Here is a 14,483-nt window from a genome sequence, read left to right as displayed (position 1 = left end):
GTCAGGGGTGTGCTTCCTCAAGAACGAAGGGGGTTGGCGATGGTGACGTAGACGGACTGGGTGTCGACCGGGCCCACGAGCTCGTCGAGGCCGCGCAGCCGGGTCAGCAGATTGGCCTTGGAACGCAGGGTGGGGGACTCCAGGAGCTGCGCGGGCAGCGGCGAGCCGAGGCCGTTGGCCGCCGCGAGGAAGCGGCGCAGGCCGGCGATGAGGATCCGCTCGTCGGCGAGGCGCTGTGCTCCGAAGGCACCGATCAGGCCGAGGATGTTGTTGATGCCGAGGTAGTAGGCGAAGCGCTCGTCGGTGACCGCGTCGGAGACGAACGTGTCGCTGAGGGTGCCGATGCCGGGGAGTCGGCGCTGGAGTTCGTCGCGGCGCGACTCACGGAAGTAGTAGCCCTGGTTGTCCCGGTAGCGGCCGCCGATGGGCCAGCCCTCGGGGTCGAGGATCACGAGGGTGTTCTGCTGGTGGGCTTCGAGGGCGATGCCCGCGGTGCCGTCCAGCCAGAGCACGGGGCGGACGACACGGTCGAGGTAGCGCAGGAACCACTCGGCGGCGACGGCTCCGAGGGGCCTGCCGGTCCGCGCGGCCAGTCGGCCCACGAGCTCGGCCAGGCGCGAGTGCATGCCCGGGCGTCCGGGCCAGGGTCGGAGGGCGGTGAGTCCTGCCATGCAGGCGGCATCGTCCCCGGGTCCGAACGGGTTGTGCCGGAGCAGGACGTCGAGCCCCGGCACCGGTTCGCCGTCGGCCGTGTCCACGGCGAGCCAGGCGGGATCGCGGACGATGTCGAACCCGGGGTGAGCAGCGCGCCACTGTTTGGCGAGGCCGGTGCGCAGCAGACGGTGGACCTCGACACCACGGTGGAGTTCCTTGCGGAGATTCTCACGACGGGAGTTGGTGATGCGCAGGCCGAGGGAGAGCTTGAGCATGGCCGGGGCACCGGGGCGGTGCACGGTCCGGATCGAGGAGGTGGGGTGCCAGTGGTCTCCGTGGGCGCCGAGGTCATGGAGGAGACCGCCCTCGAAGAGTGCGGCGACGGCGGGGCGGCTCCGCAGTTCTCGTGCCTGCCAGGGGTGCAGGGGCAGGGCGACGCACCTGTCGGGGAGGGCCAGGTCGCCGCTGAGCCCGGCGGTGAGCTGCTCGGCCGGCAGCGGGCGGCCCTGCTCGGTCCACGCCGAGTCGGTGGCGAGGACGGATCGGTCGACAGCCATCCAGTGCAGGGGGAAGGAGCCGTACAACTCCGGTGAGTAACACCGGATTTCGCCCTCGGAGAGTCCTTCGCGGCTCTTGGGTGTCGGGTGCAGGGGGTGGCCGAGCAGCAGCGACTGCTCGGCGTTGAGGAAGAGGTCCGCCTCGGCCGCGGGGGTGGGGCGGACGCGCCGGTCGGCGATGAAGTCGGCTGTGCGGCGTGCGGAGTCGGCGACGCGTCCGACCAGGTCGGTCCCTTCGCCGTGGCCGGCTTCCCGGCTGAGGAGCGCCGCTACGGTCACGGCGTCGACGGCCTGCGCATCGCGGAGAGCTCCCTCCATGGAGAGAGCACCGAAGCGGTGCCAGCCTGCGGGCGACCAGTAGCGCACGGGGACGAGCAGCGCGGTGCCGCTGGAGTGCAGCGGGATGCGCAGGACGGTTCCTTCGGGCTTGTCGAGGTTGTTCTCCCGCACCCAGCAGCGGAGCAGGCTCTCGACCGCTGCCGCGTCCGCCGCGCGGTGGGGGTCGGGATGGTCGAGAAGTTCGGTGCTCAGAGCCCCGGTGGGCAGCGCCGCAGGATGCGGTTCACCATGGCTCCCCTGCTGGCGCGGCACCGTCGCCGTCTCCGCCGCGAGGCGGCCGTGGTCACCGTCCTGTCGGCGGTCGGCAGCGGTGGAACGGCCGTCGGCCTCGGGGGCGTCGGGAGCGGGAATGGGGTTCACGGATGCTTCCTTGCGTTCTGTCCGGATCAGTAGGACTGCCTGCTGCCGTTGCTTCCATGCAGGGACCGCTCGGCCGCGGCCAGGGCGTCGGCGAAACGGTCGAGGACGGCCATCGCCTGTTCGTCGGTGAGAGTGAGAGGAGGAAGGAGCCGTACGACCGCGGAGTGCCTGCCGCCGAGTTCGACGATGAGTCCGCGGTCGAGGCACTGCTGCTGGACGGCCGAGGCGAGCTCCGGGGCGGGTGGGGGCACCATCGCGTCCGGGGCCGCGGAGTCCGGGTCGACGAGTTCGACGCCGATCATCAGGCCGCGCCCCCGGACGTCCCCGATGCAGGGGTGGGCCGTCGCCAGGCCCTGGAGGCGGCCCAGCATGCGGGCGCCCAGGGTGGCGGCGCGGTCGGCCAGCCGGTTCTCGCGTACGAAGGCGAGAGTGGCGGCACCGGCAGCCATGGCGAGCTGATTGCCACGGAAGGTGCCGGCGTGGGCGCCTGGTTGCCAGGCGTCGAGCTCGGAGCGGTAGACGATCACAGCCAGCGGAAGGGAGCCGCCGATCGCCTTGGAGAGGACCATGACGTCGGGGACGACTCCGCTGTGTTCGACGGCCCAGAAGGCGCCGGTGCGCCCGACTCCGGTCTGCACCTCGTCGGCGATCAGCGGGATGCCGCGGTCGGCGGTGATCCCCCGCATTCTGCGCATCCAGTTGTCGGGGGCCGGGTTCACCCCGCCCTCCCCCTGGACGGGTTCGACGATCATTCCGGCCGGCGTCGGCACACCGCTCTTGGGATCGTCGAGGAGGCTCTCGGTCCAGCGCGCGCCCAGTTCGGCGCCGCGCTCACCGCCGACGCCGTAGGGGCAGCGGTAGTTCTGCGGGAACGGCAGCCGGCTGACCCGGACGTCCGTCGCTCCGCCGGACACGTCGAGGGCTCCGGCCGTCATGCCGTGATAGGCACCCGTGAAGGCGAGGAGACCGGAGCGGCCGGTCGCCGTACGGACGAGTTTGAGGGCGGCTTCGACGGCGTCGGTACCCGCGGGCCCGCAGAACTGGATGCGAGCGTCCTCGGCCAACTCCCGCGGCAACGTGGCGAAAAGCTCGGTGGTGAAGGCGTCCTTGACCGGGGTCGCGAGGTCCAGGACGTGGAGGGGCGCGCCGGAGTCGAGGACCTTCTTGATGGCTTCGAGCACCACTGGGTGGTTGTGACCGAGCGCCAGGGTGCCCGCTCCGGAGAGGCAGTCCAGGTAGCGCCGGCCGTCCGCCCCCTCGATCGTGAGCCCTCGTGCGCGCACGGGAACGATGGGCAGCGAGCGCGCGTAGGTCCTGGCCGCTGATTCGCGCAGCGACTGCCGGCGGAGAATTCCCTCGTGCGCGGCCGGCGGCGCCGGAGCAGGTTCGGTCACGGCCACGGCTGTTGGTCCTCCAGCTGTAACAGTTGCGTTGCACATCGGTACGGCGGCCGTACGCCACCCACCTGGGATGAACGCTGTCCTGGTGTCCCCCGTACGTACCAACGACGCCGGAAGCCGGAGATCACGGGCAATCGGAAGATCCTTGGGGCGGCGGAACCGCGAACCTGCCGGGAGCCGTCCCCATCGGCACCGGCATAGTGGGGACGCCTTCCGGCTCCGGGCGTCACGGCCGGGAGCAGGGGCCCTTGTAGGGTTCCGGCAGTTCGACGGTTCAGTAGTTCATCAGTTCTGAAGTCCCAGGGGGATCACGACATGCGACCCATTCGCCCGAAGCTGACAGCGGCATCCTTCGCCGCCGTGCTCGTACTGGCTGCCACTGCCTGCGGTCCGAGCGAGGACAACGCGGGCGACAAGCCGAGCGCCGCCGCCGGCGAGTCCACCGACGGCAAGATCACTATTCCGGACGATCTCAAGGACCGGCTCAAGGAGCACGGGATCGACCTGGACCAGTGGAGGAACGGCGAGTGGAAGAACTGGGACCGGGACAAGTGGCTGCGCGAGGCCCAGGACTTCGTCAACCCGATCATCGAGGACCTGTGGGACCCGGACCGGATGCGCGAGGCGCAGAAGCCGCCGGAGAAGCCGGTCGCCCCCGACATCTCCGGTGACGAGGGTGTCACCGACCCGACGCCGGACCCGGTGAAGGCGCAGGCGGTGAAGGCCACGTACAACTCCAGCGAGCCCGAGGCGGGCAAGCTCCTCTTCGACGGCCCCGAGGGTTCCATGGTTTGTTCCGCGACCGTCGTGAAGGACCCGGCGCACCCCGGCAAGTCCAACCTGGTGTGGACCGCGGGCCACTGTGTGCACGCCGGCAAGAACGGCGGCTGGTACCGCAACATCGCCTTCGTGCCGTCGTACAACGACAGCGCCAAGTCCACCGCCGAGCTGGCGAAGGCGCCCAGGGAGGAAATCGCTCCGTACGGTGTGTGGTGGGGCGACTGGGCGCAGACGTCCGAGCAGTGGATCAACCAGGGTGCGCCGACCGGCGGTCAGGGCGCTCCGTACGACTACGCGGTGATCCATGTGACCCCGGAGAAGGGCGGCACGGGCAAGTCGCTGGAGGAGACGGTCGGTTCCGCGCTGCCGGTCGAATTCAACGCACCGCCCGCGACGGACATCGCCAAGATGACCGCCACGGGGTACCCGGCGGCGCCGCCGTTCGACGGCGAGAGGATGTTCCAGTGCGCCGACAAGCCGGGGCGTCTCTCCATCAAGGCCGACGAGCCGACGATGCACCGCATCGGGTGCACCATGACCGGTGGCTCGTCCGGCGGCGGATGGGTGGCCGAGGGCCAGGACGGCAAGCCCGCGCTGGTGTCCAACACCTCGATCGGCCCGGTCACGGCCGGCTGGCTGGCCGGCCCGCGCCTCGATGACGGGGCGAAGGCCATCTACGACGCCGTGAGCAAGAAGTTCGCGGGCCAGTAGGCACACGGTTCGCGGGAGGGGCAGGGGCCTGAGACCGAGTGGTCGCGGCCCTGCCCTCTCCAGGCAGGGATCAGAGGCCGGGGCCTTTCGCTCGGCCTTCTGAACGGGCGTTGGCCTCTGCCCCCGAGCCCGGTGTTGTCCTGCCTCGTGGAGACTCCGTGCAGGTGAGGGTCTGCCCCAACTCGGCGGCCCGGCACCGTCATAGAGTGGCGCCGCGGTAGCGGGCGGCCCCGGAAGGCCGCCCTTTCGCATGACCGGTACACGGCATGTCCCGTGACACGTTCATGACGCGTTCCGCAGCACGTCAGAAGCATCTACAGAAGCACCTTCAGGGGGAATCGTTTCCATGCGATCCATACGTCCGCTGGTGGCCGTCATCGGCACCGCAGCGGCGCTCGCGCTGACGGCCACCGCATGTGGCCCGGGCGAGGACAAGGCCGCCGACAAGCCCGCTTCTTCCAGTTCCGCCGCCGATCAGGGCGGCACCGAGATTCCCGCGGATCTGGCCGACCGGCTCAAGGAGCACGGTGTCGACCCGGAGAAGTGGAAGAACGGCGAGTGGAAGAACTGGAACAAGGACAAGTGGCTGCGTGAGGCCAAGGACTTCGTCAACCCGGTGATCGAGGGGCTGTGGAAGCCCGAGCGGATGACGACGGCCAAGGCGCCGGCGAAGACGCTCGCCGCCGGCGACATCACCGGCGATCAGGACGTCACCGACCCGGAGCCGCGCCCGGTGCAGGCCGTCCCGGAGAAGAAGCCGTACCACCAGAACGCCGCACCGGTCGGCAAGGTCTTCTTCGACGCCCCGCAGGGCTCGATGGTGTGCTCGGCCACCGTCGTCAAGGACCCGAAGAACCCCGGCAAGTCCAACCTCGTCTGGACCGCGGGTCACTGTGTCCACGCCGGTCAGGCGGGCGGCTGGTACCGCAACATCGCCTTCGTTCCCGCCTACAACGACAAGGGCCAGTCCCCCGCGGCGCTGAATTCCGCGCAGCCGCAGGACGTCGCCCCGTACGGCGTGTACTGGGCGGACTGGGTCTCGACCTCGGGCGAGTGGATCAGCCAGGGCGGCCCCACCGGTGGTACGGGCGCTCCGTACGACTACGCCGTGATGCATGTGAAGCCGGAGCGGGGCAGCAAGTCGCTGGAGGAGACCGTAGGAGTGGCGCTCGACGTCAACTTCGCCGCTCCCGAGGCACGGAGCATCAGCTCGATGGGCGCGTGGGGCTACCCGGCCGCGCCGCCGTACGACGGCGCGATCATGCACAAGTGCATCGACCGTCCGGGCCGTCTCTCCATCGCCTCGGGTACGCCCACGATGTGGCGTATCGGCTGCACGATGACCGGCGGTTCGTCCGGCGGCGGATGGTTCGCCACCCAGCCGAACGGCAAGCTTGCGCTCGTCTCCAACACGTCCATCGGCCCGGTCACCGCGGGCTGGCTGGCGGGTCCGCGCCTGGGTGAGGGCGCTCAGCAGATCTACACGACGATGAGCGACAAGTTCGCGAACCAGTAGTCCCGGCGCGGGCCGCAACCCGCGGTTGATCGCGGACCGCGACCGCCGGACGGTCCGCGCAGCAGAGCGACAGCGCCCGCCCCTCTCGACGAGGGGCGGGCGCTGTCGGCTGTGATCAGTGCGCGATCGGCCGGGCGATCAGTGAGGCACCGGTACGTAGGGGGCCAGCGCCGCGGCCAGCTCCTCGTGCACCCGTGCCTTGAGCAGGGTGCCTTCCGTGGTGTGCTCCTCGGAGAGGACCTCACCGTCGGCGTGCACCCGCGAGACCAGGCCGCCCTGCGTGTACGGGACGAGTGCCTCGATCTCGACCTCGGGTCGCGGCAGTTCGATGTCGATGAGCGCGAGCAGCTCGTCGATGCCCTTGCCGCTCCGGGCCGACACCGCGATCGCGTGCCGCTCGATGCGCAGCAGCCGCTGCAGCACGAGCGGGTCGGCCGCGTCCGCCTTGTTGATCACCACGATCTCGCGTACGTCAAGCGCACCCACATCGCGGATCACCTCGCGCACGGCGGCCAGCTGCTCCTCCGGTGCGGGGTGCGAGCCGTCCACCACGTGCAGGATCAGGTCGGCGTCACCGACCTCTTCCATGGTGGAGCGGAACGCCTCGACGAGGTGGTGCGGCAGATGCCGTACGAACCCGACGGTGTCGGCCAGGGTGTAGAGCCGGCCGCTCGGCGTCTCGGCCCGGCGGACGGTCGGGTCCAGGGTGGCGAACAGGGAGTTCTCCACCAGGACGCCGGCGCCCGTGAGGCGGTTGAGCAGGGACGACTTTCCGGCGTTGGTGTAACCGGCGATCGCGACGGAGGGCACCTTGTTGCGCCGGCGCTCCTGCCGCTTGATCTCTCGGCCGGTCTTCATCTCCGCGATCTCCCGGCGCATCTTCGCCATCTTCTCGCGGATCCTACGACGGTCCGTCTCGATCTTGGTCTCACCGGGGCCTCGGGTGGCCATGCCGCCACCGCCGCCGCCACCCATCTGCCGGGACAGCGACTGTCCCCAGCCGCGGAGCCTCGGCAGCATGTACTGCATCTGTGCCAGGGCCACCTGCGCCTTGCCCTCTCGGGACTTGGCGTGCTGGGCGAAGATGTCGAGGATCAGTGCGGTCCGGTCGACCACCTTGACCTTGACGACGTCTTCCAGGTGGATCAGCTGGCCGGGGCTCAGCTCACCGTCGCAGACGACGGTGTCGGCGCCGGTCTCGAGCACGATGTCCCGCAGCTCCTGCGCCTTGCCGGAGCCGATGTAGGTGGCCGGGTCCGGCTTGTCGCGGCGCTGGATGACACCGTCGAGGACCAGGGCGCCCGCCGTCTCGGCGAGGGCCGCAAGCTCTGCGAGGGAGTTCTCCGAGTCCTGCACCGTCCCCGTGGTCCAGACACCGACGAGCACCACACGCTCCAGGCGCAGCTGCCGGTACTCGACCTCGGTGACGTCCTCGAGCTCGGTGGAGAGACCCGCCACACGCCGCAGCGCGGCGCGCTCGGAACGGTCGAACTGATCGCCGTCCCGGTCTCCGTCGATCTCGTGGCTCCAGGCGACGTCCTCTTCCATCAGGGCATCGGCCCGAAGGCTCTCGGTGCGCGTCTCCGCGAAACTCTGCTCGTCCTGGGAAGGGGATGAAGAGGAGGTCATTGGATCCTTTGCGTCGAAGAAAAATGCCGTGACGTGCCGGAGAACTCCGGTACGTATGTCAGTGACAACGTGTGACGGGCCCGGATCATTCCCCTGCGGAAATTCCGGCCCCGGCCGCCTCGCCGACCTGCTGATGGTCGCACGGTGCCTCCGGGGCCGTCACCCATATTTCACCGGGCCGCGGCCTTCTTCGGGGCCGTGGTCCGCCAGTCCGGATGACCCGGCATCGCCGGGGTCCGCTGCCCGTAGAGCCACTCACGGAAGAACACCGAGAGGTCACGCCCCGCGATCTCGGAGGCGAGGGCGGTGAAGTCCGCGGTGGTCGCGGTGCCGTCCCGGTGCTCGCTCACCCAGGTCCGCTCCAGCTGCTCGAAGGCCTCCTTGCCGATGGTCTGCCTCAGTGCGTAGAGCGCGAGCGCGCTGCCGTCGTACACCACCGGGCGGAAGAGGCTGATCTTCTTCCCCGGGGCGGGCGGCTTCGGCGCCGCCGGCGGGCCGCCGTCGGTCCGCCACTGGTCGGAGTGCTTGTACGCCTCACGCATCCGGCTCTCGACGGTGTGACCGGACTTCTCCTCCGCGTAGAGGGCTTCGTACCAGGTGGCATGTCCTTCGTTGAGCCACAGGTCGGACCAGGTGCGGGGCGAGACGCTGTTGCCGAACCACTGATGGGCCAGCTCGTGCACCATGATCGAGTCGACGTACCACTCCGGGTAGGCGGGGTTCGTGAAGAGCGAGCGTTCGAAGAGCGAGAGCGTCTGGGTCTCCAGCTCGTACCCGGTGTCCGCGTCGGCCACCAGCACGCCGTAGGTCTCGAAGGGGTAGGGGCCGGCCTTCTCCTCCATCCACTCCAGCTGGCCGGGCGTCTTCGCCAGCCACTTCTCCAGCCGGTCCCGGTCCTTCGCGGGGACCACGTCGCGCACGGGCAGTCCGCCGGGACCCTGGCGGTGCACCACGGCGGAGGAGCCGATCGAGACCTGGGCCAGCTCGGTGGCCATGGGGTGGGTGGTGCGGTACGACCAGGTGGTGGTGGCGCCGTTCTGGTGCTTCGACTCCGCGAGCCCGTTCGCCACCGCCGTGAGCTCGCTGGGAGCGGTGATACGGAAGGCGAAGTACGCCTTGTCGGCGGGATGATCGTTGGACGGGAACACCCGGTGCGCGGCGTCGGCCTGATTGGCCATGGCCAGCCCGTCCCCGGTGCGCACCCAGCCGCCCGCACTGGCCGCGCCTCTCGGGTCACTGGTGTGTGCGACGGTGATGCGCACCTGGGAGCCGCGCTGGAGGGCGACGGCCGGTTCCACGACGAGATCCTCGCCCGCGGTGGCGAACTCGGCCGGGAGACCGTTCACCACGACCTCGCTCACCGTGCCGTGGGTGAAGTCGAGGTTGATGCGGTCGAGTCGCTGGGTGGCGACGGCTTCGATCCTGGTGACGGCGTCCAGCGGTGTGGTGTTGGTGCCGTTGTACGTGAAGGCGATGTCGTAGGCGACCACGTCGTAGCCGGGGTTGCCGAGGTGCGGGAACAGCGGATCGCCGATGCCGAGCGGCGTCGGTGACGGCAGGGCGGCGGCGACGAGGGTGGCCGACGCGGCGGCCAGCAGGGCGGCACGCAGACGGCGCCGGGAAGAGAGCAGCATGCCCTACCGCTACCAGCGCGTACGGCGGCCGTGGTGACGACGCGCGTCGCGCCACCCGAACGAGGTCAGGTGATGGCCGCCGGATGCTGGGTGCGGCTCACGTCGTACACCCCCGGCACATCGCGCATGGCCCGCATCAGCGCGGGAAGCCCGGCGGCGTCCGGGAGTTGCAGGGTGTACGTGTGCCGGACGCGCGACTGGCTCGGCGGCTCGACGGTCGCGGAGACGATCGCGGCGCCCTCGGTGGCGATGACCTCGGTGAGATCGGCGAGGAGCCGGGGGCGGCCGAAGGACTCGGCGACCAGGGTCACCCGGCACGCGGCGGCGTCGCCCCAGCTGACCTTGATCGGCTCACGCTCCAGGGACTTCATCCGCGCGACGGCGGAACACTCCTCGCGGTGGACGGTGACCACTCCCCCGCGTACGGCGAAGCCGGTGACGGCGTCGGGCGGTACGGGTGTACAACAGCCTGCGAGCCGTACGGTCGCGTCGGGCAGATCGACGACCGCGTTCGCGTCGGTGGGCCGCTCGGTGGTGACGGGTGCGGGCCGGCGGGGCGCCGCCGCCGCGTCCTTCGTCTCCTCGGGATGGGCTTCGAGCCACGTGGTGATGGCGATGCGCGCCGCGGGGGTGCGGGCGTGGTCGAGCCATTCGGGCGAAGGCCCCGAGGCGGAGTCGTGGGCGAGCAGCAGATGCACCGTGTCGCCGTCGCTGAGCACCGTACTCAGCGTGGCCAGACGGCCGTTGACGCGCGCGCCGATGCAGGCGTGGGCCTCCTCGCCGTACTGCGCGTAGGCGGCGTCGACGCAGCTTGCGCCGGCGGGCAGGCCGAGCATCCGGCCGTCGGCACGGAAGACCGTGATCTCGCGGTCCTGTGCCAGATCGGCATGCAGCGACGTCCAGAAGGTGTCCGGGTCCGGGGTGGACTCCTGCCACTCCAGCAGCCGGGAGAGCCAGCCCGGCCGGGTGGGGTCGGCGCGTTCGCCGTCGGCCGGTTCCGCGCCTTCCAGGGGTACGTACGGGTTGCCGAGCGCGACGACGCCTGCCTCGGCGACCTTGTGCATCTGGTGCGTACGGATGAGGACTTCGGCGACCGCGCCGTCCGGGCCCGCGACGGCGGTGTGCAGTGACTGGTACAGGTTGAACTTGGGGGCGGCGATGAAGTCCTTGAACTCGGAGATCACCGGCGTGAAACAGGTGTGCAGTTCGCCGAGGACCGCGTAGCAGTCGGCGTCCTCGCCGACGAGTACCAGCAGGCGTCCGAAGTCCGTACCGCGCAGATCGCCGCGCTTGAGGCTGACCCGGTGAACGGAGACGAAGTGCCGGGGTCTGATGAGCACTTCGGCGGTGATGTCCGCCTCCCGCAGGACCGCGCCGAAGCGCTCCGCCATGGCGTCGAGCAGCTCCCCGGCGGCGGTGTTGTCGGCGATCAGGGCACGGGTGCGCTCGTACTCCTCCGGGTGGAGGATGGCGAAGACGAGGTCTTCCAGCTCCGTCTTGAGCGCCTGGACGCCGAGTCGTTCGGCCAGCGGGATGAGGACGTCGCGGGTGACCTTGGCGATGCGGGCCTGTTTCTCGGGGCGCATCACGCCGAGCGTGCGCATGTTGTGCAGCCGGTCCGCGAGCTTGATGGACATGACGCGGACATCGTTGCCGGTGGCGACGAGCATTTTGCGGAAGGTCTCGGGTTCGGCGGCAGCGCCGTAGTCCACCTTCTCCAGCTTGGTGACGCCGTCGACCAGATAGGCGACCTCGGCACCGAACTCCGCCTTCACCTGCTCCAGCGTCACATCGGTGTCCTCGACGGTGTCGTGGAGCAGAGAGGCCGTCAAGGTCGTGGTCTCCGCGCCCAGTTCGGCGAGGATCAGGGTGACCGCGAGCGGATGCGTGATGTAGGGCTCGCCGCTCTTGCGGAACTGTCCGCGGTGCGACGTCTCCGCCAGGACGTACGCCTTGTGCAGGATGGCGAGGTCCGCGTCGGGGTGGTGGGCGCGGTGCGCTTCGGCGACATGCCCGATGGCGTCGGGCAGCCGGTCACGCCCGGCGGGTCCGAGGAGCGCGGCACGCCCCAGCCGGCGGAGGTCGATCCTGGGACGGCCGCGTCTGCGGCTGTGGGCACCAGGGTTGGCGGCCTCTGCACTCATGGGGGCACCTCCGGCAACAATCGACCGGCGGTGGAAGAGCAGGCGTGCCCTCCGGGCCGGTGCTTGATGCTACCGAGCCCACCACGTGGCGCAGTCCGGCTCTCGCCGAGCGTGAACCGGATCACCCATTCGAGCGAAGCTCTATCCGAGCGGGGTTTCGGTCTGTGCGAGGAGCGCGGGCTCGATGTACCCCTCGGCGACGATCACGGCGGGCCCGGTCATCTCGACCTCCCCGTCGGGACGCTCCGTGATCACCAGTCGTCCGCCCGGCAGGTCCACGGTGTACGTCACGGGCACACCGGTGACCGCGGGGTCGATGCCGTCCCTGCGGGCCGCCGCCACGGCGACGGCGCAGGCACCGGTGCCGCAGGAGCGGGTTTCACCGGAGCCGCGTTCGTGCACCCGCATGGCGACATGGCGTTCGCCGCGGTCGACGACGAACTCGACGTTCACCCCGTCCGGGTAGACGGCGGCCGGGGAGAAGGGCGGTTGGGCGTACAGGGTGCCCGCGTCGTCGAGGTGCTCGACGAAGGCGACGGCGTGCGGATTGCCCATGTTCACGTTGTGTGTGGGCCAACTGTGGTCCTGCACCGTGACGGTGACGGTCTGTCCGGACAGGGCCGCCCGGCCCATCGACACGGTGATCTCGCCCGCGTCGGCTCCGCCGCCGGGCGCGGCCTTCGCGATGTGCACCGTCTTGACGCCGCCGCGGGTGGCCACGGCGAGATCACCGGACTGGACATGGCCCGCCCGCTGGAGGTAGCGGGCGAAGACGCGTACGCCGTTGCCGCACATCTCGGCGACGGACCCGTCGGCATTGCGGTAGTCCATGAACCATTCGGCCTCGTCGGCCATGGCGCGCGCCTCGGGATGGGCCGCGGAGCGCACGACGTGGAGCAGCCCGTCGCCGCCGATGCCGGCCCGGCGGTCGCACAGCCGCCCGACGACGGACGCGGGCAGGTCGATGACGTTGTCCGGGTCGGGGACGATCACGAAGTCGTTCTCGGTCCCGTGACCCTTGAGGAAGGGGACCGCCGAGGTCTGCGAGGTGCTCACGCCGTCCATCGTACGAGGAGGGTGCGACAACGGTGATCCGAGGCGACCCCCGGGGTGGCTCGCCGGGGCGCCGCGGCAGGGGTCAGCGGAGGCGGGCCACGCGCCAGACGGCGAGCGCGACGATGACGACGCCCACGCCGACGTAGAGGGCGATGACACGCCAGTCGGGACGTTCGCCGGAGCCGCGGGGCGGCAGACCGGGCCAGATGTGGCCGACCCGGCGGGCGGCCATCACGCCCCAGCCCGCGGCGCAGCAGCTGATCAGGAGGCCGAGCATGGCGACGACCGCGCCGCCGTCCCCGGTGCCGAAGGCGAGGGGGAAGGCGAACATCAGCGAGCCGAGGGCCGCGAGCGTCACGATGGGGGCGAGCTGCCAGATCCGCAGCCGGCGCGGCGGGCGGAGTTCGACCTCGACCTCGTCCGCGAGGACGTCCTGCTCGTCGGGTCCGTCAGGGCTCAGCCGGGACGCCCTGTCCGTGGGGCCCAGCGGTTGTCGCTCTGTGTCATGAGGGCCGGCCTCCATCGCCACGCGCCCTCCCAACTCGGACTCACCGTCGATCGATGCTCGATGATGGCACGGTCCGGGGCGCCGAAATGACGGGCAGGGCGTCCCGATGCCATCACGTGATCAGGCTGTAACCGCTCGTTCGACCAACGTCAGCGCCTGATGCGGAAGTTCCTCCCGGTGGGCGGCGGCCCCGCTCAGCCAGTGCACACGGGGGTCCCTGCGGAACCACGAATCCTGACGGCGCGCGAAGCGTTTGGTGGCGCGTACGGTCTCCGTGCGCGCCTCCTGCTCGGTGCACTCCCCCACGAGCGCCCTGAGGACCTGCTGGTAGCCGAGCGCGCGTGAGGCCGTGCGCCCCTCCCGCAGCCCCTGCGCCTCCAGCGCGCGCACCTCGTCGACGAGCCCCGCCTCCCACATCCGGTCGACACGCAGCGCGATGCGTTCGTCGAGTTCGGGCCGCTCGACGTCGACACCGATCTGCACGGTGTCGTAGACGGCGTCATGGCCGGGCAGATTGGCCGTGAAGGGCCGGCCGGTGATCTCGATCACTTCGAGGGCGCGGACGATGCGGCGGCCGTTGCTGGGGAGGATCGCCTTTCCGGCGCCGGGGTCGGCGGCGGCGAGCCGGGCGTGCAGAGCGCCGGGCCCGAACTCGATGAGTTCGTCCTCCAGGCGGGCGCGGATCAGCGGGTCGGTGCCGGGGAATTCGAGGGCGTCGATGGCGCCGCGCACGTAGAGCCCGGAGCCGCCGACGAGAACCGGAGTGCGGCCCGCGGCGAGCAGCCGGTCGATCTCCGCACGGGCCAGCCGCTGGTACTCGGCGACGCTCGCGGCCTCGGTGACGTCCCAGATGTCGAGGAGGTGGTGCCGGACGCCGCCGCGCTCCTCGGGCGTCAGCTTGGCGGTGCCGATGTCCATCCCCCGGTAGAGCTGCATGGAGTCGGCGTTGACGACCTCGCCCCCGAGCTGCTGGGCGAGAAAGACACCCAGATCGGACTTTCCGGCCGCGGTGGGACCGACGACGGCGATGACCCGCGGTGCGGGAGCTGCAGTTCTCACCGACCCAGTTTCGCAAACATGCGGAGGAGTCCCCGAACGAGCGAGGTGACGGTACGGCCGGGGGTTCGTTGCCTGTTGCGAGGTTCCGAACGCCGGTTTACCGACCGGTGCCCGCGGGCGGCGCAAGGAGACGCTC

10 protein-coding genes are annotated in these 14,483 nt (G+C 70.5%); 2 read left to right on the top strand and 8 right to left on the bottom strand.

The window, feature by feature from the left end; all coding sequences use genetic code 11:
- Positions 1-17: 17 nt before the first annotated feature.
- Together ABTX78_RS03035 and ABTX78_RS03030 are read right to left on the bottom strand one after the other, a co-directional pair.
- Positions 18-1,910: an IucA/IucC family protein gene (locus ABTX78_RS03035; protein ID WP_352205073.1), complete on the bottom strand. Its 1,893-nt coding sequence runs from the start codon at positions 1,908-1,910 to the stop codon at positions 18-20.
- Between the two features lie 26 nt (positions 1,911-1,936).
- Positions 1,937-3,310, bottom strand: a complete 1,374-nt coding sequence (locus ABTX78_RS03030) for a diaminobutyrate--2-oxoglutarate transaminase family protein (RefSeq protein ID WP_352205072.1) — start codon at positions 3,308-3,310, stop codon at positions 1,937-1,939.
- A 315-nt stretch (positions 3,311-3,625) separates the two neighbouring features.
- Between ABTX78_RS03030 and ABTX78_RS03025 the strand changes: the two genes are divergently transcribed.
- A complete protein-coding gene (locus tag ABTX78_RS03025) occupies positions 3,626-4,801 on the top strand; it encodes a trypsin-like serine peptidase (protein ID WP_352205071.1) in 1,176 nt (391 codons plus the stop codon).
- A 346-nt stretch (positions 4,802-5,147) separates the two neighbouring features.
- Positions 5,148-6,317: a trypsin-like serine peptidase gene (locus ABTX78_RS03020; RefSeq protein ID WP_352205070.1), complete on the top strand. Its 1,170-nt coding sequence runs from the start codon at positions 5,148-5,150 to the stop codon at positions 6,315-6,317.
- A gap of 138 nt (positions 6,318-6,455) precedes the next feature.
- On the opposite strand, the gene hflX is transcribed toward ABTX78_RS03020, so the two are convergent.
- The 6 genes from hflX to miaA all read right to left on the bottom strand — a co-directional run bounded on the left by hflX (position 6,456) and on the right by miaA (position 14,347).
- On the bottom strand, positions 6,456-7,946 hold the full coding sequence (gene hflX, locus ABTX78_RS03015; protein ID WP_352205069.1) for a GTPase HflX: 1,491 nt from the start codon (positions 7,944-7,946) through the stop codon (positions 6,456-6,458).
- Positions 7,947-8,116: 170 nt separating this feature from the next.
- The gene (locus ABTX78_RS03010) at positions 8,117-9,580 is read right to left on the bottom strand and encodes a M1 family metallopeptidase (protein ID WP_352205068.1); all 1,464 of its coding nucleotides are present in this window, start codon (positions 9,578-9,580) and stop codon (positions 8,117-8,119) included.
- 65 nt (positions 9,581-9,645) lie between these two features.
- Positions 9,646-11,724, bottom strand: a complete 2,079-nt coding sequence (locus tag ABTX78_RS03005; RefSeq protein ID WP_352205067.1) for a RelA/SpoT family protein — start codon at positions 11,722-11,724, stop codon at positions 9,646-9,648.
- 141 nt (positions 11,725-11,865) lie between these two features.
- Positions 11,866-12,789: a diaminopimelate epimerase gene (gene dapF / locus ABTX78_RS03000; RefSeq protein ID WP_352205066.1), complete on the bottom strand. Its 924-nt coding sequence runs from the start codon at positions 12,787-12,789 to the stop codon at positions 11,866-11,868.
- Between the two features lie 73 nt (positions 12,790-12,862).
- Positions 12,863-13,309, bottom strand: coding sequence for a hypothetical protein (locus ABTX78_RS02995; protein WP_352205065.1), 447 nt, complete (start codon positions 13,307-13,309; stop codon positions 12,863-12,865).
- 99 nt (positions 13,310-13,408) lie between these two features.
- A complete protein-coding gene (gene miaA / locus ABTX78_RS02990; protein WP_352205064.1) occupies positions 13,409-14,347 on the bottom strand; it encodes a tRNA (adenosine(37)-N6)-dimethylallyltransferase MiaA in 939 nt (312 codons plus the stop codon).
- Positions 14,348-14,483 lie beyond the last annotated feature (136 nt).

It is taken from the genome of Streptomyces sp. NPDC096193 (assembly GCF_040302905.1).
In the GTDB taxonomy this organism is placed as follows: Bacteria; Actinomycetota; Actinomycetes; order Streptomycetales; family Streptomycetaceae; genus Streptomyces.
This window is presented reverse-complemented; position numbering and strand designations above follow the sequence as displayed.

What these genes read in the sequence shown, in the direction of transcription:
- ABTX78_RS03025 (WP_352205071.1), top strand. Translation starts at nt 3,626, where the DNA reads ATGCGACCCATTCGCCCGAAGCTGACAGCGGCATCCTTCGCCGCCGTG.
- ABTX78_RS03020 (WP_352205070.1), top strand. Translation starts at nt 5,148, where the DNA reads ATGCGATCCATACGTCCGCTGGTGGCCGTCATCGGCACCGCAGCGGCG.
- hflX (WP_352205069.1), bottom strand. Translation starts at nt 7,946, where the DNA reads ATGACCTCCTCTTCATCCCCTTCCCAGGACGAGCAGAGTTTCGCGGAG.
- ABTX78_RS03010 (WP_352205068.1), bottom strand. Translation starts at nt 9,580, where the DNA reads ATGCTGCTCTCTTCCCGGCGCCGTCTGCGTGCCGCCCTGCTGGCCGCC.
- ABTX78_RS03005 (WP_352205067.1), bottom strand. Translation starts at nt 11,724, where the DNA reads ATGAGTGCAGAGGCCGCCAACCCTGGTGCCCACAGCCGCAGACGCGGC.
- dapF (WP_352205066.1), bottom strand. Translation starts at nt 12,789, where the DNA reads ATGGACGGCGTGAGCACCTCGCAGACCTCGGCGGTCCCCTTCCTCAAG.